21 protein-coding genes are annotated in these 25611 nt (G+C 48.8%); 8 read left to right on the forward strand and 13 right to left on the reverse strand.

Features of this window, described 5'->3' with window-relative positions:
- Positions 1–19 precede the first annotated feature (19 nt).
- From H7A02_07490 to H7A02_07500, 3 genes are read right to left on the reverse strand one after another with little or no spacing between them, the layout of a single operon-like run.
- On the reverse strand, positions 20–3100 hold the full coding sequence (locus H7A02_07490; protein MCP5172088.1) for an efflux RND transporter permease subunit: 3081 nt from the start codon (positions 3098–3100) through the stop codon (positions 20–22).
- A gap of 11 nt (positions 3101–3111) precedes the next feature.
- Entirely contained in the window at positions 3112–4176 is a 1065-nt protein-coding gene (locus H7A02_07495; GenBank protein ID MCP5172089.1) for an efflux RND transporter periplasmic adaptor subunit, read from the reverse strand.
- Entirely contained in the window at positions 4173–4721 is a 549-nt protein-coding gene (locus tag H7A02_07500) for a TetR/AcrR family transcriptional regulator (protein ID MCP5172090.1), read from the reverse strand. The genes H7A02_07495 and H7A02_07500 overlap by 4 nt, the downstream gene beginning before the upstream one ends.
- A gap of 173 nt (positions 4722–4894) precedes the next feature.
- On the opposite strand from H7A02_07500, the gene H7A02_07505 reads away from it, so the two are divergent.
- On the forward strand, positions 4895–5695 hold the full coding sequence (locus tag H7A02_07505; protein ID MCP5172091.1) for an enoyl-CoA hydratase/isomerase family protein: 801 nt from the start codon (positions 4895–4897) through the stop codon (positions 5693–5695).
- Between the two features lie 53 nt (positions 5696–5748).
- Here H7A02_07505 and H7A02_07510 read toward each other — a convergent pair whose 3' ends face one another.
- The 7 genes from H7A02_07510 to H7A02_07540 form a co-directional block, all read right to left on the reverse strand.
- On the reverse strand, positions 5749–6846 hold the full coding sequence (locus tag H7A02_07510) for a TIGR03617 family F420-dependent LLM class oxidoreductase (protein ID MCP5172092.1): 1098 nt from the start codon (positions 6844–6846) through the stop codon (positions 5749–5751).
- A gap of 138 nt (positions 6847–6984) precedes the next feature.
- Positions 6985–10104, reverse strand: coding sequence for an efflux RND transporter permease subunit (locus tag H7A02_07515; GenBank protein ID MCP5172093.1), 3120 nt, complete (start codon positions 10102–10104; stop codon positions 6985–6987).
- Positions 10104–11396 carry an efflux RND transporter periplasmic adaptor subunit gene (locus tag H7A02_07520; protein ID MCP5172094.1) on the reverse strand — a complete coding sequence of 431 codons (1293 nt, stop codon included), beginning with the start codon at positions 11394–11396 and terminating at the stop codon, positions 10104–10106. Before H7A02_07520 ends, H7A02_07515 begins: the two co-directional genes overlap by 1 nt.
- Positions 11393–12763 carry a TolC family protein gene (locus H7A02_07525; GenBank protein MCP5172095.1) on the reverse strand — a complete coding sequence of 457 codons (1371 nt, stop codon included), beginning with the start codon at positions 12761–12763 and terminating at the stop codon, positions 11393–11395. Before H7A02_07525 ends, H7A02_07520 begins: the two co-directional genes overlap by 4 nt.
- A gap of 173 nt (positions 12764–12936) precedes the next feature.
- Positions 12937–13398 (reverse strand): hypothetical protein, encoded by a 462-nt coding sequence (locus H7A02_07530; GenBank protein ID MCP5172096.1) that lies wholly within the window; start codon positions 13396–13398, stop codon positions 12937–12939.
- Positions 13399–13463: 65 nt separating this feature from the next.
- Entirely contained in the window at positions 13464–14342 is an 879-nt protein-coding gene (gene purU, locus H7A02_07535) for a formyltetrahydrofolate deformylase (GenBank protein MCP5172097.1), read from the reverse strand.
- 373 nt (positions 14343–14715) lie between these two features.
- Entirely contained in the window at positions 14716–15579 is an 864-nt protein-coding gene (locus H7A02_07540) for a helix-turn-helix transcriptional regulator (GenBank protein MCP5172098.1), read from the reverse strand.
- 218 nt (positions 15580–15797) lie between these two features.
- Between H7A02_07540 and H7A02_07545 the strand changes: the two genes are divergently transcribed.
- Positions 15798–16433 (forward strand): glutathione S-transferase family protein, encoded by a 636-nt coding sequence (locus tag H7A02_07545; GenBank protein ID MCP5172099.1) that lies wholly within the window; start codon positions 15798–15800, stop codon positions 16431–16433.
- A gap of 214 nt (positions 16434–16647) precedes the next feature.
- On the opposite strand, the gene H7A02_07550 is transcribed toward H7A02_07545, so the two are convergent.
- Positions 16648–17286, reverse strand: coding sequence for a TetR/AcrR family transcriptional regulator (locus H7A02_07550; protein ID MCP5172100.1), 639 nt, complete (start codon positions 17284–17286; stop codon positions 16648–16650).
- A 108-nt stretch (positions 17287–17394) separates the two neighbouring features.
- Here H7A02_07550 and fabF point away from each other — a divergent pair, with 108 nt between their 5' ends.
- Positions 17395–18660 (forward strand): beta-ketoacyl-ACP synthase II, encoded by a 1266-nt coding sequence (gene fabF, locus H7A02_07555; GenBank protein ID MCP5172101.1) that lies wholly within the window; start codon positions 17395–17397, stop codon positions 18658–18660.
- Between the two features lie 58 nt (positions 18661–18718).
- Here the strand turns inward: fabF and H7A02_07560 are convergent, their stop codons facing one another.
- Positions 18719–19243, reverse strand: a complete 525-nt coding sequence (locus H7A02_07560) for a winged helix DNA-binding protein (protein ID MCP5172102.1) — start codon at positions 19241–19243, stop codon at positions 18719–18721.
- Between the two features lie 170 nt (positions 19244–19413).
- Here H7A02_07560 and H7A02_07565 point away from each other — a divergent pair, with 170 nt between their 5' ends.
- The 4 genes from H7A02_07565 to H7A02_07580 all read left to right on the forward strand — a co-directional run bounded on the left by H7A02_07565 (position 19414) and on the right by H7A02_07580 (position 22929).
- Positions 19414–20811 carry an aldehyde dehydrogenase family protein gene (locus H7A02_07565; GenBank protein MCP5172103.1) on the forward strand — a complete coding sequence of 466 codons (1398 nt, stop codon included), beginning with the start codon at positions 19414–19416 and terminating at the stop codon, positions 20809–20811.
- The gene (locus H7A02_07570) at positions 20808–22061 is read left to right on the forward strand and encodes a cytochrome P450 (GenBank protein MCP5172104.1); all 1254 of its coding nucleotides are present in this window, start codon (positions 20808–20810) and stop codon (positions 22059–22061) included. The genes H7A02_07565 and H7A02_07570 overlap by 4 nt, the downstream gene beginning before the upstream one ends.
- 68 nt (positions 22062–22129) lie before the next feature.
- Entirely contained in the window at positions 22130–22555 is a 426-nt protein-coding gene (locus H7A02_07575) for a nuclear transport factor 2 family protein (GenBank protein MCP5172105.1), read from the forward strand.
- Positions 22552–22929, forward strand: a complete 378-nt coding sequence (locus H7A02_07580; protein MCP5172106.1) for a hypothetical protein — start codon at positions 22552–22554, stop codon at positions 22927–22929. The genes H7A02_07575 and H7A02_07580 overlap by 4 nt, the downstream gene beginning before the upstream one ends.
- 22 nt (positions 22930–22951) lie before the next feature.
- On the opposite strand, the gene H7A02_07585 is transcribed toward H7A02_07580, so the two are convergent.
- On the reverse strand, positions 22952–23821 hold the full coding sequence (locus tag H7A02_07585; GenBank protein ID MCP5172107.1) for a peptidase: 870 nt from the start codon (positions 23819–23821) through the stop codon (positions 22952–22954).
- Between the two features lie 345 nt (positions 23822–24166).
- Here H7A02_07585 and H7A02_07590 point away from each other — a divergent pair, with 345 nt between their 5' ends.
- Positions 24167–25609 carry a RimK family protein gene (locus tag H7A02_07590; protein ID MCP5172108.1) on the forward strand — a complete coding sequence of 481 codons (1443 nt, stop codon included), beginning with the start codon at positions 24167–24169 and terminating at the stop codon, positions 25607–25609.
- The last annotated feature ends 2 nt before the right edge of the window (positions 25610–25611 follow it).

Genomic DNA, 25611 nt, shown 5'->3' on the forward strand with positions numbered 1-25611 from the left:
GATAAATTGCCAGCGATTTTCAGGTCAATGTTTCTTGGGGAACCTTGCCACTGCCTGAGACAAGCTGCTTACGCATGGCTACGGCATAAAAAACAGGTACCGCTATCAGCGTAAGCAACGATGCAAAAGCCAATCCCCCCATGATGCAAACGGCCATTTCACGGAAGAAGTCATCCCTCAGTAGCGGAGCCATACCCGCGATAGTCGTAACGGCTGCCAACAGCACCGGGCGCATTCTACTAACACTGGCTGCCAGTATGGTATCAAGACTCTGCGGCCCCTGCTCCAACCGCTTGTCAATTTCATCAATGAGGACAATACAGTTTTTTAGCAGCATACCTGCCAAACTCAACAAACCCAATAAAGAAGGAAACGTAAACGACAGATTGGTGGCGAGTAAACTGACCACAACACCGGAAACAACCATGGGGACAACAACCCAAATCACCAGCGTCTGTTTAACTTTGCCAAACATGAGCAGCGTAATCAGCATCATGACACCAAAAGCCAACGGAATTTTGTCCCCCAAAGATTCCCTGGCTATCTGATTAGCCTCGTACTCCCCACCCCACTCCAGGCTATAACCTGCAGGTAAGGGCAAATTTTCGATTTCTTTCTGCACCAGATCAAAGGTCTGATTCGCGGAGTATCCCTTCGGCGGATTTCCCTGCGCAATGATAGTTCGAATCCGATTACGACGATGAATCATGCTGTCCTGAGCCGTCAGGTGAAGCTCGGAAATAATTTGCCTGGCAGGAACGTAGGCCTGCTGAGAGCTGCTCCATATCTCGCGATCAACCACCTTCCCGAGATCCCCCCGCTCACTTTTCGGTGCTCGAACAATCATAGGCAATAATTTGTTTTCATCCCGGAACAAACCGATCTGAAGACCATTACTAATGTAAGTTAATGCCTGCGCAAGATCATTACGAGATACTCCTGCCTGACGAGCGCGGGCCTCATCGAACTCCGGCTGTAACGCCAGCTCCCGACTTCGCCAATCTGTTTTTCGGTCTATCAGGTCATACTTAAGGTAAATAGCCAGCGCGTCTTCAGCAAGACGCCTTAACTCATTGGCATCCGGCCCCGAAAAACGCGCCTCTATTTTTGACGAACCACTGGGTGAAAACTCGCTGCGACGCAGCATAAAGCCCGTATCAAGTTGCGCCTCTCTGATCCGCACCCCCACCCTTTCCATAACCTCGTTTATGGTGCTGATATCATTCACTCTGACAACAAAGTGCGCATACGCCGGATCCGGACGCTCGGGAATCATGATCATGACAAAACGCGGGGGACCACCCCCGACAAAAGAAGTGATCGCGCTAACACCCGCTTCTTCACGGATCAGGTCTTCAATGTGTTCAACTTCCGACTCCGTGGTTTTAATATCGGTACCTTGAGGTAAAAACATGTCAACGTAAAACAGCGGCGTACTGTTGCTCGGGAAAAACCCCTGTTTCACAAACCCGAAACCCCACAGGCTGACCAGGGTGATAACAACCATCAACAAAGTTACCCACCAGCGATGACGCAAGCTAGTGCCTAGCAATTTCTGATAAAACCGATACCCGCCACTGGCGTAAAGCTCCTGTTCGCTAACGGGTACGGTTGAGACCCTTAAAAAATAAGCCCCTAACATTGGCGCCACCGTAATAGCCAAAAACCAGCTCAACAACAACGAGATGCCAACTACCTGAAATAACGAACCGAGAAACTGCCCGGTAGAATCACTCGACAAACCAATCGGCGCGAATGCGGCAATACCAATAACCGTTGCCCCCAGTAATGGAAACCGGGTGCGCTCTACCGCTCTGATGGCAGCATCGCGACTTGATTTACCTCGCTGCACATCCGTAATCATTCCCTCCGCGACCACGATGGCGTTATCCACCAACATGCCCATTGCAATCATCAGTGCTCCAAGCGATATTCGCTGCAAAGCGATATTGCCGTACGCCATAATGCCAAGCGTACCCAACACCGTTAACAGTAAAACTGCACCAACGACCGCACCGGCACGCCACCCCATAAACAGGCAGAGCGTGGCGATTACAGTAAACACTGATGCAATCAGGTTAACCATAAACTCATCGACCGACTTTGCTACCACTGCGTGTTGGCGATAAATGGGCACCACTTCCACGCCAATCGGCAGGAGCGCTTTCAGCTGATTCATACGCGCATCAACTTCGCGACCAACCTCAACCACATTTTCAGTTTCGACAACGGACACACCCACTGTAAAGGCGCGTTGCCCTTGATGGCGAATAATCAAGGGGGGCTGCTCAACTTCACCTCGCGTGACTGTGGCAAAGTCCGAGAGGGGAACAATTTCAACAGAACCCGGGCGACCAATGCGCATTTGCGCCACAGCCTCAACGCTATCAAACGCCATTGGTGGCGCAATACGCAAACGACGCTCACCAATTTCCATAAAGCCAGCAGGATGAATTTGGTTTTCCGCACCAATACCTTGCAAAAGTGCTTCAAGAGGCAAACCAAGCCGCCGCATTCTGGGTTTATCAATTTCAATAAAAATAGCTTCTTGTGGCACACCGTCGGTACGTACCTTGGCAACATGCGGCACCAGTTTCAGGCGCGTTTCAATTGTTCTGGCAACGTCACTTATTTCATCAGGTGTATAGCCAGGCGGCGTCGTTACGGCATACATAATTCCGTAGACATCAGCAAAATCATCCTCAACATGAGGCTCACTGGTACCTACGGGGAGCCGGCTTCCCGCTTCGGCAACCCGCCTGCGCATCTCGTCCCATATCTGAGGCGTATCCGCTTTAGAAACAGATTGATGCAGTTCAATCATTACTTCGGAAAGACCCGCAACAGATTTCGAGGTAATAAACCGCACGTAAGGCAGCTCCTGAAGTGATGACTCGACAACTTCAGTAACTTCCTGCTCGACTTCCTCTGCCGAGGCTCCCGGGTAACTGGTGAATATATAGGCCTGCTTTACAGGATAGGGAGGGTCTTCAAGTTGGCCAATAGTGTTCACGCCTATCACTCCGCCTAAAATACAAGCGAGCATAATCAGCCAGGTATACAAAGGTCGATCGATAGAAAATTGCGTCAATAGCGTCATAACACAATCTCTTACAATGAAGTTTCAGGGTTGTTCAGCGGCCTGACTTTCATGCCAGCCTGAAGGTTCAAGGCTCCGGCGGCAACTATCAATTCACCGTCTTGTAAGCCGGAAGTCACGATCACCTTATCCTCATCTGGCAGGCCAACGGAGACCTTCCGCTTGTTGATGGCATAGCTGTCGGTATCCACAACCCACACAAAAAAGCTGCCTTCGGCATCACTGAGCAGCGCATTGACAGGCACCTTAAAAAGGTCAGCGTTGTCACTCATATTAATTTGAAGATGCAATTCAGCCGTCATGCCGGGAAGAATGTTCCCTACATCCGGCCTGTCCATCGCAAAGCTGACCGAGTAAGTTTGGGCCACCGGGTCAGCTTCCGCCGCATGTTCCCGATAAGTCAGTGGGAATTTCTTACCATCGATAAAACTGAACTCTGCCCACATCGCACTTATTCGGTCACCGGTCACTGTGGCGACCATGCTTTCGGGTATATTGGCAACCACAAAAATCTCACTGATGTTAATTATTCTGAGGATATTGGTGTTCTCTTTGACCGCCGTTTGGTTGTCGACAAAACGGCGAGTAACCATGGCATCAAATGGCGCCACAATGCGGGTTTCAAGCAAGTCTTCGCGCGCTTGTTGAAGCTGTAGCTGCACAAGGTCATATTCGCCCCTTGCCTCATCCAGAATGGATTCTGCGATCATGCCTTTATCACGCAGTGACTTTTTCCGCTCCAGATTCTGACGGGCAAGACGAAGTTCTACTTCGGAACGCTCCACCGCAAGACGATAGTCTGTTGGATCTAACTCGGCCAAGAGCTCGCCTTCGCTCACAACCTGGCTTTCCAGTACAGGCAACTCCTTGAGTTTGCCTTTCACTTCAAACGCAATATCAATAGTCTGCGGGGCCGTCACACGACCGACAAAGCTGTGATGTGCGTCATTCTGTACGGGGTTTACACGGTAAAGTTTGGCAGGCCGAATAGCCTGATCTTCCACTTGCGAAGCTTCTCGCTCACAACCGGATAGCAACAACAGACCAACCAAAGACGCCAATAGGGTAATTCTCACGATTGAATCTCCTGAGCCAACTGCGTCAAACAGGACTGTATTCTTTGTCGCTCGGCGGGTTCAAGGCGAATCAGGTCCACCAGTTCAAGTAGTTGCAAACCTTCTGTGGCCAGAAAAACCACTTTTGCAAGATCACTTTTAACTCCGGACGAAGCAACGCGGTCTATCAGCGAACGAAGATAATTACGTGCAGGTTCCAGCAAGCTGGGATTTTCCGAAGCTGCCGCGAGAATGGCCTGCGCCTGCGCTTTTTCACTGGGTTTTTGCTCAAATTCAAAAGCGACAAACGACTCAAGATTTATACCGTTCTCGTTATTTCTTCCCGAAACAGTCAATGCGCTTCTACTTTCACGAGCTGTAACCAAGCGGTTAAGCATGCCTTCAAGCAAAGCTTGCTTCGAAGGGTAATGATAAAGAACTCCGCCTTTTGAAAGCCCCGATTTTTTTGCTACCGCATCGATGGTTAGATGGCTAGCGCCAGATAACTCGACGATAGCCGCCGCCGCATCAAGAATTTTGATTTGTGTTGTTTTAATTGAAGACATGAAAAACTCTACTAAACCGTCCAGACGGTACAGTAAATCAAAATAACAACGGGTTATCAACCCGGCTGTATTATTGAGTTATTACCCCATACCCCTGAATTATCGCTACTATAGCCTTAATCACCGGCGGGCTAACCGATCCTTGTTCCAGACAATTTATCCACGGAAAAATCATGTCACAGAAAATACTGCTTGAAGTTCAAAACCACATCGCCACTATCACGCTGAATCGTCCCGAAGTGAAAAATGCACTAACAGAACCCATGTGTGCAGAGCTGGCCAAAATCATCAAGGCACTGAAAGACGATACATCTGTGCGAGTAGTTATACTGGCGGCCATCGGCAACGATTTTTGTGTAGGAGCAGACCTTAAAGAGCTATCGAACGGGCTGCCTGAAGACCCGGTCGAACGAGGCGAAATTATGCAGGGCAAGGTCAAAAACGTTGCGTGGCCCATCTTCCAGGGTTTGCACGAATTACCACAACCCATCATTACCTGTGTTCGCGGCCACGCCATTGGTGCTGGAGCCCAGATGATGCTCTCGTCAGATCTCTGCATTGCATCAACAACCACGAGATTTTTATTGCCCCAAGCGAATCTGGCGCACCCGGTGGATCACGGTGAATCCTATTATCTGCCCCGCAAAGTAGGCCTCACCAAAGCCATGCAGTTAACTTTGTTAGCCGAAACATTAAGCGGTGAAGAAGCTGCGGGTATCGGGCTGGTTAACTGGTGTGTTGAGGACAAAAATTTAGAGCAAAAAACAGAAGAGGTGACAAAGAAACTGGCTAATGCTGCACCGCTGGCTATTCGGGAAATCAAATCCCTGTTATTACAGTCTGGAGACAACAACCTCTACCAGCAATATGCCATAGAAGCAGATGCCTTGAAGCGCTGTGCTTCATCTGATGATTTTATGGAAGCAATAACAGCCTTTACAGAAAAACGTAAACCAAGCTTTAAGGGAAGCTGATTACCCCAACCAACAATTAAAAAGCTCAAGAAGAGTAAACACCTCGCAATCATTTAGCTCACACCGTGAAATGAAGTGGCTATCTCTTCCAGTAAATCCATACTGGCTGCATAGGGCAGATAGCTGTTAACCCGGTGCGCCAGATCCCCGAAACGATGATCAACCATATTGCCAATTTCCGAAGGCTTACCTCGCACAGCAAAACGATTGAGAATATCCACATCAATCAAACCCGCCATATCTTTCCAGCGCCCCTGTTTAGCGAGAATATTCAGTTCGGCTTGCAACCACTCCAGCCCCTCAAGCTCCATAATTGGCTGATACGCCGGTGTTGATGCATAAAAAGCAATAATGGCCGCCACACCGGCATCCGCTACCGCCTGCTCTGCTTCATTGCGACCGGCAGCAATAAGAATCATCGGGACAAATTCAAACTCATCTCGCGCCCGACCACTGATTTCCAACCCTCTGTCAATGGCAGGGACCATTTTCTCCCGTACGAAACGCTCGGTACTCAAAGGGTGTATAAGAATGCCATCAGCAACTTCAGCAGCCATCTGTGTCATCTTAGGGCCAAGAGCGCCAACTAATACCGGGGGCACGCCATAAGGGTTTGGCCCCGGATTAAAGAGCGGGTTCATAAAGCTGATTTGAAAAAACGGCCCCTCATGTCGCAACGGGCCGCCCTCCTGCCAACAACGCCAAATAGCTTTGAGTGCCAGCACATAATCACGCATTCTCCCGACAGGCTGCCCCCAGGGTACGCTGTAGTAGCGTTCGTTAACCTGCTTTACCTGAGAACCAAGTCCAAGAGAAAATTTGCCTTTACTCAGAGTCATCAAGTCATAGGCCTGATGTGCAACATGCATTGGGCTGCGCGGAAACGCAATTGCCGCGCTGGTAGACAACTCCAGGTTGCTGGTTTGCGACGCCATTACCAGTGGAAAAAACACATCATGTGCCGTTTCCACCGTATACGCGCCATCAAAACCCGCGGCTTCCAGCTGGGCGGCGATTGAACCAACATTCGCAACACTGGGATTATGAAGAGGGGAACTTCCGGGTAGAGGATGATCGTGAATAGTTTCTAGAATTTCACCTCGTTGAGCCACATCGAAAAGCCCAACCTCCAAGCGTGCCGATACTTTCATGATCATCTCCCGCAATTAATCTTCTCAAGGATAAGCTGCCTTATCTTTAAAGGCAAAAATGCAGGCTATGGCAGGCCTTTAAAATCAAATAGCGCGGCAACCGCGTATTCTCGCCCTCATTTTTTTGACCACCCGGCATCAATCCCAGCCCGACTTCTTCCACAGAAAAAAGACTACCGGCAATACCAACAGGGTTAACAGCACGGCCGTCACCATACCTCCCACCATCGGCGCAGCCAGACGACTCATCACTTCCGAACCGGTACCGGAACCAATCATGATGGGCACCAATCCGATAATGGTTGCGCTCGCTGTCATCAGTACCGGACGCACACGCCTTCCGGCACCTGACAAGACTGCTTCAAACAACGTTTCACCCGTTATCTCCGAACCACCAGAACCGGCTTCTTCTGTTGCTTTTTGCCAGGCATGATTCAGGTACACCAACATAATCACCCCGGTTTCTACAGCAACACCTGCCAGTGCAATCATGCCAACCCCGACCGCAATAGAAAAATTGAATTCCAACCAATACATCAGCCAGAAACTGCCTACCAGCGAAAAAGGTACGGTGCACATCAACATCATCACCGGAGAAAATCGCCTGAAGTTAAAATACAAGAGGATCACAATGGTGGCGAGGGTTAAAGGCACAACATAAGCAAGTCTGGCCTTGGCTCTTTGCATATATTCATACTGCCCTGACCAACTGATGGAATAACCCGCAGGCAATACCAGCTGTTCGCTTACTTCCTCCATTGCCCGGTCAACATAACGACCCACGTCCACACCTTCAATATCGACAAAAGTCCAACCATTGAGTCGTGAATTCTCGCTTTTGATTCCGGGCGGACCATCTTCAACAAAGACCCGGGCAACATCACCCAGCGCTATGCGTTGGCCGTTGTCTGTTACAACAGGCAGCAGTGCCAGTTGCTCCGGCGAGTTGCGATACGACTGCGGATAGCGAATATTAACCGGATAGCGCTCTCGCCCCTCCACGGTTTGGGTGACATTCATACCACCAATTGCTGAGGCAATAACCTGCTGCACATCACCAATATTCAGCCCAAAACGCGAGGCTTTTTCCCTGTCGATATCCACTTTGATATATCGCCCTCCTGCTACTCGTTCAGAATAGACCGAGGCGGTTCCAGGCACTTTCGACAAAATTGATTCCAGCTGCTGACCGATACTCTGTATCACATTCAGGTCTGCGCCGGAGACCTTGATACCTACCGGTGTTTTAATACCTGTCGCCAACATGTCTATGCGCGTTTTAATTGGCATCACCCAGGCATTGGTCACACCGGGCAGTTTCACCAGTGTATCCAGCTCTTTCTTCAACGAATCGGTTGTTACCCCCGGTCGCCACTCACTGCGATCTTTAAACTGAATGAACGTTTCAATCATGGTTAGCGGTGCGGGGTCGGTTGCGGTTTCAGCCCGGCCAATTTTGCCGAACACCGTTTTGACTTCCGGTACGGTGCGGATCAACTTGTCAGTTTGCTGCAAGAGCTCACGTGCCTTGCCAATGGAGATGCCGGGATAAGTGGTCGGCATATACATCAAACCACCTTCATCGAGCGGCGGAATAAACTCGCTGCCGATATGATGCAACGGCCACCAGGAAGTAGCCGCTATCAGTAATGCGACCGCCAGTGTTCTTTTCGGGTAGGTTAAAACTGTTTTTAGCACCGGCATATAACCGGCAATCAGGGCCTTGTTAACCGGGTTCGCATCTGCCGGTTTTAATCGCCCTCGCACAAAGTAGCCCATCAGCACAGGCACCAATGTAATGGCCAGTGCTGCGGACGCGCCCATGGCATAGGTTTTGGTAAATGCCAATGGCGAGAACATACGCCCCTCCTGGGCCTCCAGAGCAAATACCGGTAAAAAGCTGACCGTAATAATCAGCAAACTGAAAAACAGCGCAGGCCCCACTTCAACGGCAGATTCCGCTACTATCTGCCAGCGGTTTTGAGCCGTCACCTGTTGCTTCGACATATGGCTGTGCAGGTTTTCAATCAGGACAATGGCTCCGTCAATCATTGCCCCAATAGCGATGGCAATGCCACCCAGCGACATGATATTGGCGTTTAAACCCTGCTGATGCATCACCAAAAATGCCACCAGAATGCCCACTGGCAAACTGATAATCGCCACCAGTGATGAACGCAGGTGCAACAGAAAAACCAGGCAGACCAGGCCAACCATGACCAGCTCTTCAAACAGCTTGTGCCAGAGGTTATCTACTGCCCGCTCAATCAAGCCAGAGCGATCATAAACGGTAACGACTTCAACACCCTCTGGCAAACCCTGTTTCAGTTCCAGCAATTTGGCTTTAACGCCCTCTATGGTTTTTTGCGCGTTTTCGCCAAAGCGCATGACTACCACACCACCCACGGTTTCACCTTCACCATTCAGTTCAGCGATACCTCGTCGCATCTGTGGGCCCAGGTTGATATCAGCCACATCCTTTAGCCGCAAGGGAGTACCGTTTCTGCTAACACCGAGCGGTACATTGGCAAGGTCCTTTCCATTCCGGATATAGCCAGAAGCCCTCACCATGTATTCTGCTTCCGCCATTTCCACCACTGATGCACCCACCTCCTGATTGGCCCGTTTAATGGCTGTTTGTATATGGGAAAGCGGTATGCCAAAGGCCCGTAGCTTTTCCGGATTAACGGTGACCTGATACTGTTTAACCATGCCGCCTACAGCCGCCACTTCGGATACTCCAGGCACTGTTTGCAGCTCGTACTTTAAAAACCAGTCCTGTAACGACCGCAACTGGCTGATATCATGCTGGCCCGTACGGTCCACTAAAGCATATAAATAAATCCAACCTACACCGGTTGCATCTGGACCTAGTTGCGGGCGGGCATTGTCCGGCAGCGAGGGCGCAACCTGACTCAGATATTCCAGCACTCTGGAGCGCGCCCAATACAGGTCTGTGTTTTCATTAAAAATCACATAGACATAGGAGTCACCAAAAAATGAATACCCCCTTACCGTGACTGCCCCCGGCACCGATAACATCGCCGTAGTCAGCGGGTAGGTCACCTGATCCTCAACCACTTGTGGCGCCTGCCCGGGGTAGCTGGTTTTGATAATCACCTGCACATCGGATAGATCCGGAATGGCATCTATCGGCGTATTTTTTACCGCAAACAAACCGGCCCCCACCAGAATGGCTGTAGCCAGTAACACAAAGAAACGGTTGCCTACCGACCAGCGAATAATAGCTTCAATCATCATTGCATCTCCGCTGTATGCTGATGATGTTCCGACATCACAGCGCCGGACTCCGGTGATTCCTCACTGTGATTCATTCGCTTGAAATCAGCGTTTTTGCTGGATTCCGAGTCCAGTAAAAACTGTGCAGAGACCACAACACGCGACCCCTCTTCGATGCCTTGGGTAATTTCTGTGTAGGAATTTCCCAAATGTCCGAGCGCGACATCCACAGACCGGTAGCGCCCTTCTCCCAGAGCCAGTACAACCCGGTCCTGCTTACCTGTTCGGATCACAGCCTCATTGGGTACCGTCAAGCCGCGCCTGCCGACTTCAGCGTGTATGGTTACCTGAGCGAACATGTTGGGTTTTAACAGGCTCTCCGGGTTGCTGAAGCGCAGCCTGACCCGGGCTGTACGTGTTTTGGGGTCCAGCGTGGGATAAACATAATCAACGGTTCCCTGCCAGGTTTTCCCCGGCAAATAATCCAGATTCATCGTTACCGGCAGATCAACGGCAACCAGTGCAGCCTGGCGTTCAAAAACTTCAGCCTCAACCCAGACATCTTTCAATGTACCGACTGACATCAGCGTAGTGCCCGGCTTGACAAAGAAGCCCTCCCTTACATTCAAGTTGTCTACTACACCGCTTTGAGGCGCATAAAATGTCACCGTCTGATGAACTTTGCGGTCACGCTTGAGTTGCCCGATCACGGTATCGTCAACTTGCAACGCCTTCAGGCGGTCTTCAGCAGCCTTGAGCAGTCTCTCATTATTTCGGTTGAATGCCAGAACCAGTTCTTCCTGGGCATTGACAAGCTGCGGCGAGTAGAGCGAATACAAGGGCTCGCCTTTTTTGATCGGGTCTCCTGCTGCTTTTACGTGGAGCTTCTCTATCCACCCCTCAACACGAGGATGAATATGAACCAGTTGATCTTCATCGTATTTCACGTAGCCAACAGTGGTAATTTCAGTTTGCAATGGACGCAATAACGCCAATGTCGTACGCACACCAAGATTGTTAACAACATCCGGAGAAATGGAAACTGTGCCGTAACCGGAGGGGCTGCCTTCATCGTCTTGCTCGTATACCGGAACCAGATCCATTCCCATCGGAGACTTGCCCGGTGCATCACGACGAAAACCGGAATCCATCGGCGCTACCCAGTAAAGTGGTTGTTTGTCTTCAGCACGCTGAACGTCCGCGCCACTTCCATTAACTTCGCTTACCGTTAGGGTTGATTTTGTTACGTAATGAGCAACTGTCGCTGTGATAACGAGAGCCAGAATTGTCGCCGGAATGGATTTGTTCATGGGTAAACTCCCACCACGTTATGTTGGCTGGCCGGGATAAAGAAATAATTTAGCTCGGCAATGGTTTGAAGGCGATCAACATTGATATTCAAAAAATCGATATTGGCATTCAACTCGGCAATTCGGGCGCGTACAACTTCTGCAAAGTCTCCATCATCACTGGTATAAGCTGCCAGGGAAGCTTCGGCCTGATCATGGGTTTCCAACAACAGCCGCTCCTGATACAAGCGCCTGCGCTGCTCCAGATAATGCAGCCGCCGCTGTGAAGATTGGAAACGTGCCCGCATTAATCGCAACGCAAGTGCCTTCTCTGTTCTAATAGCACCTTGCATTGCTATCGCTGCCTGAACTTCCTTATCTTGGCGATCGGCAGTAAACAAGGGTAAATCAAAACTCACCCCCAGAGAGAAAAAGTCACTTCGCTCCTGCCCCATGGGATCATCATCCCTGTAACCATAACTGGCATTAATGTTCCACTGTGGCTTATATTTTTGCTCTGCCAGTTGCACGCCGGTAGTGGTGGCAACAATTTTCTGGTCAAGACTTTTAATGCTGGGGTGGGCCAATAGCAAGGCCACCAGATAACCATCATCCACACCGCCAACTTTCGTCTTAGCTGCATCGGGATCCAGCAATTCAAGCTCAGGTAATGAATGCTCAATATCAAATCCGCCATTAACGGCGGGGGATAACCACTCACTTAATTTCGCCTGGGCCATTTCTTCTTGTTGCCGCAATGTTGCCAACCGGTCTTCCAGCCGGGTTAACTCAAGTTGCGCTCGCACAAAATCCTGCTGCCGGGTTTTTCCTGCTGCACTGGTATAGCTGGATTCGGCAACGTCGACCAGATGTTCGAACAGCGCCCTGTCGCGCTCAATCAGCCGAATAGACTCCTGATAGCGGTATATGTCCAGCCAGTGCTTTGACACCGTTACAGCCACCATTGCCCGACGGTTTTGCCTCATGTAAGGGTGTTGATCCCCCAGCTCATCTAATTGTTGTTTTTTTAGTTCCCGTGAATCACCACGAGGAAAAACCTGACTGACACCCACTTTAAACTGGGTCATCGGCTCCTGATTAAAGTCGAAGTTATCCACGGGTAAATTGGCAGCTCCAAAAGACAGTACCGGATCGGGTAATTGTGCAGCAGCAATACTTTCTGCCTCAGTAGCCTGTTGACGAAAGCGACTGCCTGCTATCCAAGGATCATTACTACGGGCAATTTCTACCGCCTGATCCAGAGAGAGCTGCTTCTGACCCGGTATAGACGGTGCCTGTGCAGTGGATGCCGGTATAGTCGATGAGAGTGCATCCGCAGCAGATACGGTTATGGCAACTGCCAGCAAGCAACGAAAAAATATCTTCATGTAAACTCCCAGGAATATTTTTATTTATCCAAGAGACAAATCAAAAGGAGTTAGCAACTCCCGTTATTGAACCGTTGGGAAAGGGCTTTTAATCAAGGACTTTACTTCGGGAGGTGTGAACCAACCTCTCTGAAACAATGGAAGCCCTGAATTTCAGGCGCACCAATCCCGTGTTAACGGGAAATAGGGGGTCGAAAGAGAGGTGGAAAAGCCAGCGTCTGATAGGTATCGCTGTAGAATACACGCACAACACTGTGGAAAAGAGGTTGAAACTTAGGGCTAATACTGGCAAAAGCAACAGGCGAATACAGGCAATTGGCCATCGCGCAGACACCATGAGAACAGCACGACTTCGAAGTAACACTGCGTTCCGCGATAGTATCTGGCGCGGCGTTAATCTCATGATTCATACCGCTGGCATGCATCATAGCTGCCATACTGCCAGCTTCATTGTCACCTGATTGAATATGCGTTGTCGAACAGGACATACTCACAGCGGCAAGGGGCTGAACAACAAATGTCAGCATTGCGCACATAATGACTATGAATTTGAGTTTCTCTTTCAGCTTTAGCATCGCGGCATTAAAAATTAACAGGCTTTCGAGTAAAGATACCTTACTTTTCTGTAAGTGCAACCATAAACCTCAGTGAATGAGGCAGTAGAAAATTACTGGATATCGTAAACAAAGCCTTATTAAGGTTAGCTTCCCAGAAAAACAACCGTCTTGTTCTCGTCCAGAAACACCCGCCTTTCAATATGATATTTAACGGCAGAGGCCAGCGCTTTACACTCATTGTCGCGCCCGACTCTGGCCAGTTGTTCAGGCCGGTAATTATGATCTACCCGGGTAACCGCTTGCTCAATAATGGGTCCTTCATCCAGATCAGAGGTCACATAGTGCGCTGTAGCGCCGATCAATTTCACCCCACGGTCAAACGCCTGGTGGTAGGGTTTGGCCCCCTTGAAGCCAGGCAAAAATGAGTGATGAATATTGATGCACTTACCCGTCAACTGCCCGGTTAGGTTATCAGACAATATCTGCATGTACCGGGCAAGAATAACCAGTTCAGCACCCGTCTCTTCATAAATTTCCAGCAGCCGGGTTTCCTGATCAGACTTGTTTTCTCTGGTAACAGGCAGATGTATAAAACGTATTCCTTCACGCTCGACCATCGCTCGAAGAGACTGGTGATTAGACACCACAGCAACGATATCGAGGTTTAGCTCACCCGTACCATAACGGTAAAGCAAGTCATCAAGACAGTGATCAAATTTGGATACCATGATAATGGTTTTAACCGGCTCCTTCGGATCGTAAACCTGCCAGTTCATACCAAATTTTTCGGCGATTGATTGAAACTCGTCTCGAATCACCGCAATCGCAGGCGAGCCCGATTGAAGCCGAAACACAGCCCGCATAAAGAACTTGTAGGTTTCGTCGTCATCAAACTGCTCAACAGCACAGATATAGCAATCCCGCTCGGCCAGAAACGTAGAAATTGCGGCCAGGATACCGGTACCGGCTTTACAGCTGACGTTCAAGATATAAGTTTGTTCTTCGTTTACATTATTGGTCATATAAAAATCTCTGGCTCAGAAGCAAACCCGGTGACGATAGCGATTCAATTCTAAAGCGCGTACTTTATCGCCTCGGAAGTCTTAAGGCTAATTTATGTTCGGACGCATTATATTCCTACAAAAGCCAATTAAAATGCAGATACGTTAATGATAGATAGAACAACGAAAAACCACCCAGACACGCTTGACGCCACACATCACTATTACATACGCGTCGCAGTTGCCCGAAAATTCGATCAACCTTTATCTATTGCCTTTATCTATTGAAAGCGCCACATGTATTAAAGGACCGTTTAACCAGTGGTTCCTTTATCTAAAGCTTCTCCTATTAACTGACCTGATAAATAATACAGCCTAACTAACGAACCTCCGCTCACAAGGCATGATTCCCGGTATCACCGGACATTCCGGAAAGAAGCCCCATATCTGCGGACATTCGCTGGAATTTCCCTGGCGTCATACCGTATTGTTGTTTGAATTGCTTGTAGAAATGCCCGAGGTTTCGAAAGCCGCACTGGTAAGGGACATCAGTTACCGCCATATTCCCTTGCAACAATAAGTCTGCAGCGGTTTCAATTCGAATCTGCGACACATATTCCGCAAAACTCTTATTGGTATGTTGCCTGAAACTTTTGGTAAACACCGTTCTGGACATCGCTGCCTGTGCCGCGGCATTATCGACATTAATATCACTCGCCAAATTATTCTGAACCCACGTCATCACCAGCTCTATCTGCTGATTTTTCCGGGTTAATTCAGTGTTTGGTGGATGATCATGCGCATTGACATGATTCACCAAGAGCAGGTTGAGCAGACTCCCCGCAACATCCTGATAATAGCCCCTCCGCTCCTCTAAAACGGCTATTAATCGTAGCGCTATTACCATATTCGCGTTGACATTCGCACTACCCAGAACGGCGGCTGTTGTTCCTTTGCCCAACATTCGTTTCACTAAAGGCTTTATGGAAGCGTGAACATATTGGTCGATAAGGCTGTCATCAAAACAAATAAAATGTATTTTCGCTTTCCGATGATCACCCGCAGCAACGTACCGGTGAGAAAGTCCTGCACTGACCAATAGGGACTGCCGATTATTAATAGGGTAACGTTGTTTTACTGCAGCCTCGTCATCAACGCATAAAAAGGCTCCGCCAGTTTCACCCAGTACCAGCTCATGAAAATCGTGAACATGGGTGGCACAATCGTGCTCCAGCATCGTGGAAAAAGTCGCGATCATCTTCCCTCCATCAACAGACTATGAATACGGGCAGCAAATAAAAAACAGCATGAGCATTACCCCAATAACGTATTATAAAAACCCAATATCAGAATTAACCTCGTTATTATTCGATATTATCAAACAGGCAAGCGACCCAATAGCATAATTTGATATGTTAATTGACAATATTGAGCAAACAACCCGCTAATTACAATGGGCTTTCAAGGAGATAAATCATGATTACAATTTACCATTTAGGTGTGTCACAGTCTGATCGTATCGTCTGGCTTATGGAAGAACTGGCTCTTCCCTATCAACTTGAGTGGTATGACCGAGGCGAAAATGGTTTGGCCCCGGCCGAATACCTGGCACTTCACCCCGCCGCTACCGCTCCGGTCATTCGGGATGGCGACCTGGTCCTATGCGAATCCGCAGCAATTGTCGAATATATCAGTCAACGCTACGGTGAAGGCAAACTCAGCGTCGCCTCGGACCAGCCCAATTTCCCTGACTACCTTTATTGGATGCAATTCAACAACAATGCCCTTTCCAGCTTTTTTGTCAAACTGGCAGTGGAGCAAAGTGCGGGAAATCAAGGCGGGCAGATCCAGACAGCTATTAGCCGCCGTGAAAATAGCTACTACACCTACCTGAATGATCATCTGGCAACATCAAAATATCTGGCGGGAGATGAATTTAGCTGTGCAGATATTATGGCTCTGTTTAACCTGACAACTTTGCCAATGTTCGGAGGACGATCACTGGATGGCCTGCCAAATGTGCAGGCATACGTTGAAAGGATAACCCAGCGCCCTGCCTATATTCGCGCAATGGCAATTGCCGGGCCGCAGGCAAGCAAACCCTCGGCATAATTCTTGAGGGCAAATCGTCTGTTCAACTGAGGGCCGACGGCAGATTTTGGTGAATACCCGATATTAGCTGCCGCACGCCTGAAACAAACTCCTTATTACTCTTTACTCTGAAAGAGTTTGATTACGAGTTAAGGCTGCAAGATCCTGGAAAACCCCTCATCCACGCGGATAGACATGTAAATGCCGATTCTGTGAAGAAGGGTGCCTCCCAATTTTATAATGCAGTATTGGTTCTCAGGGTATCTTCCTTGGCACCAATTAGCGCCAGTATCTGCTTCTGGGTAGCTTGCAGAATTTTGCGTCGTTCATCTTCCTGCGAAATACTCTTTGCGACAACCACTGCCCCAACCAAGGATGCCAGTATAACCCTGGCTTTATCCGCAATTTCCTCCCGACTCTCTTCAAGAGGTAATCGTTTCAACTTGTTCAGCGCCGCGATGCGGGTCTCAATCATTTTTTTCAGGTTGTGATAGGACGCTTCAAATAAGCTTTTGACATTACTATTGTCATTGCCGATTTCGTTAAATAAGACCACTTCAGGGCCTGGCTTGCTCTTCTCGGCCAGCTGCCGGAGATTCCAGTAGTTAGTTACCAGAGATGTGAGATGGGCAATCGACAAAGGACCCTTCACCAGGCGGGCTGCGCGACTGTTCTTGAGCGTTTCCAAGAAAGACTCCCGATACAACGCCTCTTTGGACTCAAAATGGGAATAAAAAGCACCATGCGTCATCTGCGCGGCCTCCATCACCTGGCCAATAGAGACCTTATCAAACCCATAACGGGAAAAAAGCTCGATCGCAGCATCAAGAATCTTGTGTTTGCTTTGTGCTTTATGCTCCTTTGTATAGGGCATGGTTCATCCTCCTCACAGCTTCGGCCAGAATATTATCTTGATCATATATTGCCTGCTGCTACGGTGATTGATCATTATCTGCAGTATCCGACAGGTTGTAACAATACTATGAACTCACCAATTGTCATCACCGGCATGGGAATCATCAGCCCTCTGGGCTGCGGCGTCAAGCAGGTCTGGCAGCGCCTGATAGCCGGACAGTCGGGCATTGGCAAAATTGACCGTTTCGATACCGGGGAATTCCCTGTCAAGATAGCAGGTCAGGTACCCGATATTACTGCTGATCATTCCGCCGGATTCGACGCTGACCTTATCGTAGAAAGAAAAGAGCGCAAAAAACTTGATCTTTTTACCCTCTATGCCATGGCAGCAGCAGACGAAGCCCTAAAACAGGCGAACTGGTTTCCTGAAACAGACGCTGACAAACAGGCCACAGCAACCATAATTGCAACTGGCATTGGTGGCCTGCCAACCATATCGCAAGCGCAGCAAACCCTCGATACCCGCGGTTACAAACGTCTGTCACCTTTTACCGCTCCGGCTTTCCTCGCAAATATGGCTGCCGGGAATCTCTCCATAAAATACGGATTTCAAGGTCCTCTTGGCTGCCCTGTAACTGCCTGTGCCGCCAGTTTGCAGGCCATAGGAGACGGCATGCGGCTCATTCGAAGCGGCGAGGCAAACATTGCGTTGGTTGGGGGTACGGAAGCCTGTATCAACCAACTGTCACTCGCCAGCTTTAATGCCTTGAAAGCACTCTCAACTGAGAACGAAGAGCCTGCAGCAGCCTCACGTCCATTTGATCAGGCACGCTCCGGATTTGTGATGGGTGAAGGTGCCGGACTGATGGTAATTGAGACACTGGAACACGCTCAGGCCCGAGGCGCAATTCCCATTGCGATACTCAGTGGATACGGCACCAGCTCCGATGCCTACCATATTACCTCGGGCCGGGAAGACGGCTCAGGTGCAGCCACAGCAGTGAAAACCGCATTAAACATGGCAAGTCTCGAGGGGAACGACATTCAATATGTTAACGCTCACGCCACGTCCACGCCGGTAGGCGATCTTGCCGAAGTAGCATCACTACGCCGTGTTTTTGGCAAGAGTCTGGCAGGCATACCCGTATCCTCAACCAAATCAGCTATCGGCCACCTGCTGGGTGCAGCTGGCGGCGTCGAAGCCATTTTTACGGCATTGACAGTGATTCACAACCAGTTGCCGCCGACGCTGAATCTGGACAATACCGACGAAGCCATGCGGGATCTGGATTTTGTACCGAACGTTACCCGTTCCCATACCGTGAATCATGCGCTGTGTAATGCATTTGGTTTCGGTGGCGTGAACGCGGCCCTGATTGTTAGCAAGATCTAGCCCGCTGCCCCACCGGGCAACGGGTTTCACTGGCATGCGAGCATTACCGAAGGTAAAACTATGGACTGCTGGAAAATTCTTCGTCCATGCGCTTGAACATGTAAATACCCATTTTGTTTTCATCATCAGAAAAGTGCTCGGTAATTCGCGCAATGACCTTGCAGGCACTGACTACCATTTGCTCGCAGTGCTGTTTGCCCTGAGGAGTCATTTCTATCAATTTTTCACGGCCCGAATTCGGGTCTTCAACAATCGTAATGTAGTTCAGCGGCTCTCGTGCCAATGCCCGAAGAGCTTTGGAAACGGTACTGCTGGTGATGTCGTACCAGTTTGTCATTAACCGAACCAGATCTTTGCGGCTGAACACCGTTTCACCGGTACGCAGCGCTTCCGAGCGCAGAATCCACATCACCACGGTCTGGTGGCGATCAAGACGGCCACATTCCATCAATCCCTTTTCAATTTTCATTCCGATCGAAAAGTGGATGGGGTAGAAATAATCCAGAAACATCTGTGGGGCCGAGTCCCGTGTTGCCGGTATTTCGGTAAAGTTGTTCCAGCCTTTGCTTAAATTCTTTTTCAAAACAGTCCTCAACCTATTGATTTACTTTCCAATACAGAAGCGATACGTCGGGTTTCTCATAATATACCTCACATATTATACCCAACCTCAAATAGTTTCCATTTGACACTATTTCTATTGGAATATATTCTCAAGATAACGACAATCATGTACATACGGGTAACCGAACTTTGAATGACACCGGACTTGAGCAGAGTTTCACTGAATTGCGTCTAGGCTACGCAGACGAACCTTACCCCGAGCTGCCGCGTCGTCTGAATGCGCTACAGCGGGTCAGATCACTGTTGCTGGAAAATGAACCTGCTCTTTGTGAAGCACTGTCTGACGACTACGGTTATCGCTCTGCGCATCAAAGCAGTTTTGCCGAAATTACCACAACGGTAAAGTCGGCAAATCACGCCATCAAAAACCTGAAGTTCTGGATGCAACCGGAGCGACGCAACACCGATTTGAGCTTACGTATGTCCGGCGCCAGAAGCTTTACTCAGGCAATTCCGAAAGGTGTCGTCGGCATTATCAGCCCCTGGAATTTTCCGATTAATCTCACGTTGTCGCCATTAGTGTCTGTTTTGGCGGCAGGCAATCGCGCTCTGATCAAACCCTCAGAGATCACACCCGCAACCTCCTCTTTAATCGCTGAATTAATAGCGCAGTATTTTCAACCCACCGAAGTCGCTGTGGTTTGCGGCGGAGTTGAATTGGCGCAAACATTTATCAGACTCCCTTTTGATCACTTGATCTATACGGGAGGAGCAGCTATCGCACGTGAAATCATGCGCGCTGCTGCAGACAACCTGGTGCCATTAACACTGGAGTTAGGTGGCAAATCGCCCGTTGTTGTGAGTGATTCAGCTAATCTTAATGTGGTTGCTAAACGTGTTGCCTTTGGCAAATATTTCAATGCCGGACAGATTTGTATAGCCCCGGATTACCTAATGATTGGAAGTGACAAACTGGAAGAATTTCTCTTGCTTCTCATGAATGCAGTACACAAAGCCGATGCTAATACTGGCTCAAATACCAGGGATTCTGTGGCAATAATCAATGAGCACCATCGGCAGCGATTACAGAATATGGTCAACCAGGCAGAAGAACTGGGTGCGCGTATTATTCACATGGGCCTTAAGAATAGCCCCTACCAGCTGTTCGTCGTTATCGATCCGCCGGAAGGTAGCCTTATCAACCAGCAGGAAATATTCGGCCCGGTCCTCACAGTAAAAACTGTCAACTGCTTTGAAGACCAAATCACGTATATTCGTAAACAGCCAAATCCACTCGTTATTTATTACTTTGGCAACAACAAAGACGAGTTCGAGCAACTATCAACACAAACCCGATCAGGCTCGCTCGTGAAAAACGACATAATTTTCCAATATGCCAATGATGACCTGCCTTTCGGAGGAGTCGGCAGCAGTGGCATGGGCAAATATCGCGGTATTGACGGCTTTAAAGAATTCTCACATAACCGCGCCATTTTCAAAAGCGGGTTTATCGATGTTTCAGGGCTGGTAACACCGCCCTACCCAAGCTGGTTCAAAGTCGTTAACAACATAATGAGAAAACTATGAACAGTTCAACATCCACATATAGCACGCAAGACATCAAGTCATTGGTTAACGATATGCTGCTACCGGAGAATATCAGCAACCCTTACCCTCTGTATAAAGTATTGCGCTCTCTCCCCCCGGTGAAAGGCTTGCTGGATTACCCGCCAGGCAACGTACCAGGCGTGGATACACCCTTCCCTTCATGGGTAGTTACCCGGTATGACGATGTAGATTATGTATTACAGCACCCCGAGTTATTTTCATCTCAAGATCCAATGCAAGCGAATTCCAGCGCCCCGAGCCTGATGCTGGTAAACCACGATAACCCAAGACATGCCGAACTGCGCAATCTCGCACGGGTCGCATTCACACCAAAGCGTATCCACGATGATATTGTCGACCGGTTGCGAGCCGATGTTATCGATATCGTTGAACAATCAAAAGGCCGAGACATTGATTTTATGGTCGATGTCGCCGGTGTCATTCCTCCCCTGGTCATGACCTACCTGATGGGTTTACCCCGCGAAGATCACCACAAACTGGTGCGCTGGGCAAATGCCTTTATGGTGTCTTCAAGTTTTACCCCTGAAGAGCGTCAAACCTGTAACCGGGAGGTTTTTGACTACTTTGTTAACAAGGTGGAGCAGCGTACGGCCGACATTCTTGCGGGCAAACCGGTAACAGATGACCTGATGACCGCCTTCATCAATGCCGAATATGAGGGTAAAGGGCTAACTAATGATGAAGTGATACTGTTCTGCATCACACTGGTTGTGGCCGGAGCAGAAACAACCACCTATTTTCTGGGTAATTTATTGGGTGTTTTACTTGAAGACAGGCAATGGTTTTCGAAACTAAAAAATGATCGCTCCCTGATCAGGCCTTTTATGGAGGAGTGCCTGCGCCGGGACGGTCCCCCACAGCGATTGTTTCGTATCGTCACCCAAGACTGTGACCTTGACGGCCAAAAACTAAAAGCTGGCGATTGGGTGGCCTTTTTTATGGCTGCAGGAAACCACGACCCAAGTGTTTTTGAAAATCCGGAATGCTTTACTCCGAGTCGCAAAAATATTTCCAAGCACCTGACCTTTGGCAAAGGTATTCACCACTGCATGGGAGCACCTCTGGCACGAGTAGAAGCTGAAATTATGCTGAATGTCATTCTGGATCAATGTTCAGCGATCATTGGCGACATTAAGGATTCGCGCCGACAGTCCGGAGGCTTACTGGCCTACGGGTTTGACACACTGCCTTTACGATTAATGCATTGAACAGCAACTATTGCCCAATCTGGTTAGGGGAATAGAGCCGAAACAACTCTTGAGAATAAGGATACGTTATGAACAATAATGAAATGAAAGTGTTAGAAGAAAACAACCTGGCACTCACACAGGAGATATTTGTCCGTTTTGGTGCCCACGATATCGACGGAATTGTAGAGCTGCTTCACGATGACGCCACGATCGAATTCTACGGCCCTTCCGAAATACCTTATGCTGGCGAATATCATGGCAAGGATGAGTGTCGCGGCTTCTTTTCTACTGTGCTTTCATCTGTCGATATTCATGTATTTGATGCCGAAGACTTTATATGTGAAAACGACAAAGTCATTGTGGTTGGCAAGCTGCGCCTGACTACAAAAATCAACGGCAACGAAATCAAATCACCCTTTGTACATGTCATCACTTGTAAAGACGGCCGTTGGTTTCGCTTCAGAGACTTTATGAATACTTCCGTTGCACAGAAGGCTTTTGCACCCCAATGATGCCTAACCACAGAAGCATTTACTTTTCCGACATCGGGCTGTTTTTGGTACTGGCAACGCCGTGGCTGAACGAAGCTGTTATGGATATCTTACTGAGCTTTGGTGACAGCAGCTTTTACGTTGGCGCTACACGCGCCAGTTTAAACACTTTTATGGGCGTGGCCGGAGTACTCGGCCTTGGTTTTGCTGCCTTGCGCTTGCGTATTGCCGATAGTCGGGACGTCGTCAGCATCAGCGCACTGGTAAAAATTGCGTCTTCAATATGGTTATTTATGCTGTTTTACAAAAGTGTGTCTGTTGCTTTTTTAGTGCTTGCGGCCGCCGATTTTAGCGCTGCGCTGATATTGATTGCCTGCTTGATAAGGTCTCGATAACCCTTACCAAGTAAGCCGAACATCAGGTTTGTTGCGAGTCATCTGATGGCAAAGAACCTGACGGCAATATATCATCGGGTGAATGATGAGTTTCAGAAAAGGGCTGATTTGTACCTTGCTCGGATGATTGCGGCAGTGAACCTTGAATGGGCATAACAGCCCGAGTCTCCCATTCAAAGCGCGGCAGAGATGAAAATCCCGCTTTTAGTGTTTCATCCCAGGAGCGTTTAATTTCTCTCAGGTATTCATCTTCCACTTCCATTTTTATGTAATGGTCAGTATCAAAACTATCCTTTTCATACACCAATACTTCAATGGGCGGCCCCACCGTCGCATTCGATTTAATGGTTGAATCCATCGAAACAATGGCGCAACGGGCAGCATCTTCAAGTGAAGTATCTGCGGAAATAATACGATCCAGAATAGGCTTCCCGTATTTGCTTTCGCCAATCTGCAGATAAGGCGTTTCCTCGGAAGCAGCAATAAAATTACCCGCCGGATAGATCAGATAAATGGCGTGCCCGCCACCACGAATTTGACCACCAAGAATCAGAGATGCCGACATATCAACCCCGCTGCCACTCGCCGCTTTCTCCGCTAATACCTGCTCATTGCGATTAACCGCAGAAACATAACGGGCAGCCTCAAACATTTTGTTACAGGTTAACAAGCTGGTTTTACCGGGATCTTCTAAATCTTGCTCAAGCTGACTGATCACAGCCTGAGTGGTGGCAAGATTGCCTGCACTCAATATACAGAAAACCCGATTATTGTCTGGCCGGAACACATGCATTTTGCTGTATGAAGACAGCATGTCTGAACCGGCATTGGTGCGAGAATCAGAACAGAAGACCAGGCCATCATTGACCACCATTGAAAGACAATAAGTCATTATAGTGTCTCTTCACTCATAGCTTTTGATTCGACTCTACTCTAATTAAAGGTCGCGGGGAAAGTTTTTCAAAAAAGTATGCCTCAATGCAACCATTTATCTGGCTATCAAAAACTGCCCCTGCAGGAAATAACAGATTATTTGTTATAGTGCACGGAATATACTTGCCAGCAACTCAAAACAGGTATAAATAACATCTTTGGTTAAATTGGTGCCTCATCGCCCGCAATGATGCATCAAGTATAGCTTCAACCTGCTATAAACTGACGCCAATGTATCGATTTTTTTACATATTATCGCGGCAACAAAACTATCCAGGCCAACGCCTGCAGGAGAACATACTGCGTGTTTAAAACACTTGTGGTGGTTGATGACAACCTGCCCACTCTGCTAGAAAGCCTACCAGGGGCTATCAGTTTCGAAGAATACCTTCGCGACTACCCAAAGCTAAATGAGCCCAAAACACGGATTATCAACTTGTGCGATACCACGCGCTATCTCAGTAAGGGTTACTACTGCTCCCTGCTGGCCGAGGCACGCGGGCACAGCGTGCTGCCGAGCGTAAAGACTATCAACAAGCTGCGCGGTGATGACAACCTCTGGTCCATAGATTCCCGCCTTTCTCATCTGGTACCAAAAGACGACACTGAAAGTGTACTGATCTGCTTGGGAAAAGTAGCTGCCCCTCATTGGCAAAAACTGGCAACACGGATTTTTCAGCGCCATCCCACCCCCTTGCTTAAACTGAAAGTGCACCGGGTAGAAGATCAGCGGCATTTAAACCTTCAGCGTTGCTCGTTCAACGAATTGAGCAGCGATGAGCATAACCTTTTATTGGAGGCTTTGGAGGACTATACAAAATCAACCTGGCGCAAGCATGACACAGGTAAACGCTACCGTTGGGATATGGCCATTCTGGTTAATCATAATGAAACCGTTCCTCCCAGCAACAAGGGAGCAATCACCCGTTTTGTCAAAGCGGCAGCCAAGCTGGGCATTAACGCTCAACCTGTCTCTGTTGATGACCTGCTCAGTATCGAACAATACGATGCCCTGTTTATCCGGGAAACAACGGCTATTGACCACTACACTTATCGTCTGGCTCGCAAAGCGGAAGAGAACGGCTTGGTGGTGCTCGATGACCCCGATTCAATTTTGCGCTGCTGCAACAAAGTGTATCTGCACGACGCCTTCAATTACCAGAAAGTACCCAGCCTCAGTACGCGGGTGATCAATTCCCTCTCTGAAACATCCCTTGACGAAATAGAACAACAATTTGGCTATCCACTGGTACTGAAAATGCCGGAGGGATCATTTTCCAAAGGGGTGTACAAAATAGAACAACGCCAGATGCTTAAGGAAAAGCTGGCCGAGCTATTTCAGGATTCGGCACTGGTACTGGCACAGGAATATCTGTATACCGACCATGACTGGCGCGTTGGCGTACTCAATGGCCGAGCCATATATGCGTGCAGATATTATATGGCACGCAATCACTGGCAGATCTACAACCACGGCTCAAAACGATTTTCTTCCGGAAATTACGATACCCTGCCAACTTTCGAGGTACCCAAAACGGTGTTGGATGCGGCGCTAAAGGCCTGCAAGATTATCGGCAGCGGTCTGTATGGTGTGGATATAAAGGTTAGCGACAATCGCGCCTATGTACTGGAGGTCAATGACAACCCCAGTATCGACCATAAAGTCGAGGATGCCTATCTCGGTGAAGAATTGTACATGCAAGTGATGTCAGAATTTCTGCGGCGCCTGGAACTTCGGGGTCGATAGGT

It is taken from the genome of Pseudomonadales bacterium (assembly GCA_024234435.1).
In the GTDB taxonomy this organism is placed as follows: Bacteria; Pseudomonadota; Gammaproteobacteria; order Pseudomonadales; family Porticoccaceae; genus JACKOF01.